A 3,817-nucleotide genomic window follows, 5' to 3' on the forward strand; every position below is an offset into this window, starting at 1 on the left:
CCGGTGTCGATGCTGATCGAGAATGTCGACCAGCGTTCAAAGGATTATGGCGAGATCGCCCGCCAATACCGGCCGGGCCATGCCGACTACACCTATGAGGTCAAATACGGCGTGCGCGATTATCGCGGTGGCGGCCGCTCCTCGGCCCGCGAGACGGCAGCCAGGGTGGCGGCCGGTGCCTTGGCGCGCAAAGTGGTTCCGGGCGTTGTGGTGCGCGGCGCGCTGGTGTCGATGGGCGAAAAATCCATAGACCGCGCCAACTGGAACTGGAATTTCATCGGCGATGCCGAAAATCCGTTCTTCACCCCCGATCCGGCCTCCGTACCCGTCTTCACCCAGTATCTCGACGGCATCCGCAAGGCGGGCTCCTCGGTCGGGGCGGTGATCGAGATCGTCGCCGACGGCGTTCCGCCAGGCCTCGGCGCGCCGATCTATGCCAAGCTCGATCAGGACATCGCCTCCGGCCTGATGTCGATCAACGCGGTCAAGGGCGTCGAGATCGGCAACGGCTTCGAGGCCGCCCGCATCACCGGCGAACAGAATGCCGACGAGATGCGCATCGGCAATGACGGCAAGCCGGTGTTCCTGTCCAACAATGCGGGCGGCATCCTCGGTGGCATCTCGACCGGCCAGGCGATCGTCGCCCGTTTCGCCGTCAAGCCGACCTCGTCGATCCTGACGCCGCGAAAGTCTATCGACAAGGACGGCAGGGACGTCGAGATCATGACCAAGGGCCGCCACGATCCATGCGTTGGCATCCGCGCCGTGCCGATCGGCGAAGCAATGGTTGCCTGTGCTATCGCCGATCATTATCTGCGGCATCGGGGACAGACGGGAAGGGAATAGGGGAATAGGGGAATAAGGGAATAGGGGAATAAGGGAATAGGGGAATATGTTGCGCTCTTAGCCCGGCCGGCCAATCTTTTTGCTTTTCCCTACTCCCGTACTGCCCTACTCCCTTATTCCCCTGCGAGCGAAGCGAGTACCCATGCCTTACGACCAGAAGAAAATCGTCGAAGCCCTGCGTGCTTTCGAACGCGGCGAGATCGTCGTCGTTATGGATGATGACGGGCGTGAAAACGAGGGCGATCTGATCGTCGCCGCTGTCCACTGCACGCCCGAAAAGATGGCGTTCATCGTTCGCCACACCTCCGGCATCGTCTGTACGCCGATGCCGCGCGAAGAAGCCAAGCGGCTGAACCTTGCGCCCATGGTCGCCGACAACGATTCCGCCCACACCACCGCTTTCACCGTCAGCGTCGATTTCAAGCATGGCACCACGACCGGCATCTCGGCCGAAGATCGCACTTTGACCGTACGCAATCTTGCCAACGGCAATGTCGGTGGCTCGGATTTCGTCCGCCCCGGCCACATCTTCCCGCTGATCGCGCGCGAAGGCGGCGTGCTGATGCGCTCCGGCCATACCGAAGCAGCGGTCGATCTGTGCAAGCTCGCCGGCCTGCCGCCGGTCGGCGTCATTTCCGAGCTGGTCAATGATGACGGCACCGTCAAGCGCGGCCCGCAGGTGCAGGCTTTCGCCGAGGAGCATGGGCTGAAGCAGGTTTCGGTCGCCGACCTCATCGCCTACCGGCAACGTAAGGAAACTCTGGTCGAACGCGTCGCTTGTTCGGAAATCGACACGCTCGGCGGCAAGGCGCAGGTCTTCACCTACACGCTGCCGTGGGACTCCATGCACCACGTCGCCATCGTCTTCGGCGACATTCGTGACGGCGAGGAGGTCCCGGTGCGCCTGCATTCGGAGGATGTGGCGACCGATGTGTTCGGCACCAGCCACCGGCTCGACGCCATCATGAAATCGATGGGCGAGCGCAGGCGCGGTGTCATCGTCTATCTCAGAGAAGGCTCCGTCGGCGTTGCGCATCAGGAGCGCAAACGACCGGCAAGCGGCGACCGCGAGGATCACGAAGAGGCCCGCCGCCGCGAAAACGAGTGGCGCGAGATCGGGCTCGGCGCGCAGATCCTCAAGGATCTAGGCATCTCCTCGATCAACCTGATCGCCTCGCGCGAACGCCACTATGTCGGCCTCGAAGGTTTTGGCATCCACATCGCCAAGACCGAGATCCTCTAGGATGTATCGATATTCAGGTGAGGCCGGCCTGCAAATGACGGCTTTCTGCGCTTCCGGTGCTCACGGACCGGAGAGTCCGCTGCGCTCCGGTTCTCGAAATCCATCATTTTCGACTCGGCCTGACCTGAATCTCAACATATCCTGGCGGTCACTCGGCCGGAACGGCGGCTGCTTCGCATCCGTCCATCTCGCACTCAGTCGTGGCAAGGCTGCGTTGGCCGAGCAGCACCGTGGCCAGTGCGATCGTGCCTGAAGCCACCGACACCCAGAACCCGCTCTGGGCGCCGAACGCATCCACCATCGCGCCGGCCGCGAACGAGCCCAGCGCCATGCCGATGCCGATGCCGGTCATGACCCAGGTGATGCCTTCGGTCAGCATCGCTTCCGGCACATGCCGCTCGATCAGGCCGAACGCGGTGATGAAGGTCGGCGAGATCGCCACCCCGCTGATGAACACGGTCAGCGCCAGCAGCGGCACGGTGTCGGCGGCGAGCGGCAACAGCGTGCCGAGCGCGACGAGGGCGACTGCGATGGCCAACTGGCGTTGCAGCGGCGCCTTCAGGCTGAGCGCGCCGACGATGATGCCGAGCACGAACGATCCCAGCGCATAAACGCCGATGACAAGGCTGGCGGCGCCCGGTTGGCCAAGCTCCTTGGTGATCGCCACGGTGGTCACTTCCGTCGTCGCGAAGGTTGCGCCGATGAAGATCAGGGCGAGGGTGATGATCTGAACCGGCCGCAGGCGGATCGCCGAGCCGCTTGAGTTATGGTCGACCGGCCGCACCCGGGGCTCGGTCGAGCGTTGCAGGATGAAGGCCGCTGATCCGAATGCGAGAAATAATGTGCTCACCAGAACGCCGGCTTCCGGGAACAGGGCGGCACTCAGGCCGACCGATAGCGATGCCCCGGCGATATAGACCAGTTCATCGGCCACGGACTCGAAGGCGAATGCGGTGTTCATCTGCGGCCGCCCCCGGAAAATCTCCGTCCAGCGCGCGCGCACCATCGCAGGTATGCTTGGCATGGCGGCGGCCAGCAGTGCCGATACGAACAGCGTCCAAACCGGCCAGTCCTGGTTGGCCGCCGCTATCAGGACCGCGAAAGCCAGCACCGCGATGATGGTGGTGGGCACCACGATTCGTGTCTGGCCCAGGCGGTCCACCAGTCTCGATACCTGCGGCGCGACGAAGGCGTTGGCCAGCGCGTATGTCGCCGAGACGGCTCCGGCCAGCCAGTATTCGCCACGCGTCTGCGACAGCATCGCCACGATGCCGATGGGCGCCATGGCGATCGGCAGGCGCGCTAGGAAGCCGGCGGCCGCGAAGCCCTTGGCGCCGGGGGCACGAAAGATTTCCGCATAGGGATTTTGCATCGGTTGGTTCCTCGACAAAGGACGATTGGACAATTACATACGGAGCGTATGATTATTAGATAGAGCATACGCCGCGTATGTCAATTGGCATACGAAGCGTATGTGAATAGGTCCAGGACACATGCACAAACCCCGCAAGGAGATGATCGCCGAGACGCGCGCCAAGCTGATCGCGGCGGCCCGCCACGCCTTTGGCACAACAGGCTATGCGGAAGCCTCGATGGATGATTTCACCGCTTCGGCCGGGCTGACGCGCGGCGCGCTCTATCATCATTTCGGCGACAAGAAGGGGCTGTTGCAGGCGGTCATAGCCCAGATTGACGGCGAGATGGCGGCGCGCATCAATGAGGTTGCGT

At 63.2% G+C, this 3,817-nt stretch carries 4 protein-coding genes; 3 read left to right on the plus strand and 1 reads right to left on the minus strand.

What is annotated here, in order from left to right:
- Both aroC and ribB read left to right on the plus strand, forming a co-directional pair.
- Window positions 1–846, plus strand: an 846-nt coding sequence (gene aroC / locus EN750_RS22970) for a chorismate synthase (RefSeq protein ID WP_127397739.1), incomplete at its 5' end; no start/stop codon positions are given.
- Between the two features lie 142 nt (window positions 847–988).
- Window positions 989–2,089, plus strand: coding sequence for a 3,4-dihydroxy-2-butanone-4-phosphate synthase (ribB, locus tag EN750_RS22975; RefSeq protein ID WP_127397740.1), 1,101 nt, complete (start codon window positions 989–991; stop codon window positions 2,087–2,089).
- A gap of 148 nt (window positions 2,090–2,237) precedes the next feature.
- Here the strand turns inward: ribB and EN750_RS22980 are convergent, their stop codons facing one another.
- Window positions 2,238–3,461 carry an MFS transporter gene (locus tag EN750_RS22980; RefSeq protein WP_127397741.1) on the minus strand — a complete coding sequence of 408 codons (1,224 nt, stop codon included), beginning with the start codon at window positions 3,459–3,461 and terminating at the stop codon, window positions 2,238–2,240.
- A 121-nt stretch (window positions 3,462–3,582) separates the two neighbouring features.
- Between EN750_RS22980 and EN750_RS22985 the strand changes: the two genes are divergently transcribed.
- On the plus strand, window positions 3,583–3,817 hold a 235-nt coding region (locus EN750_RS22985), incomplete at its 3' end, for a helix-turn-helix domain-containing protein (protein WP_145967844.1).

The organism is Mesorhizobium sp. M7A.F.Ca.ET.027.03.2.1 (assembly GCF_003999175.1).
In the GTDB taxonomy this organism is placed as follows: domain Bacteria; phylum Pseudomonadota; class Alphaproteobacteria; order Rhizobiales; family Rhizobiaceae; genus Mesorhizobium.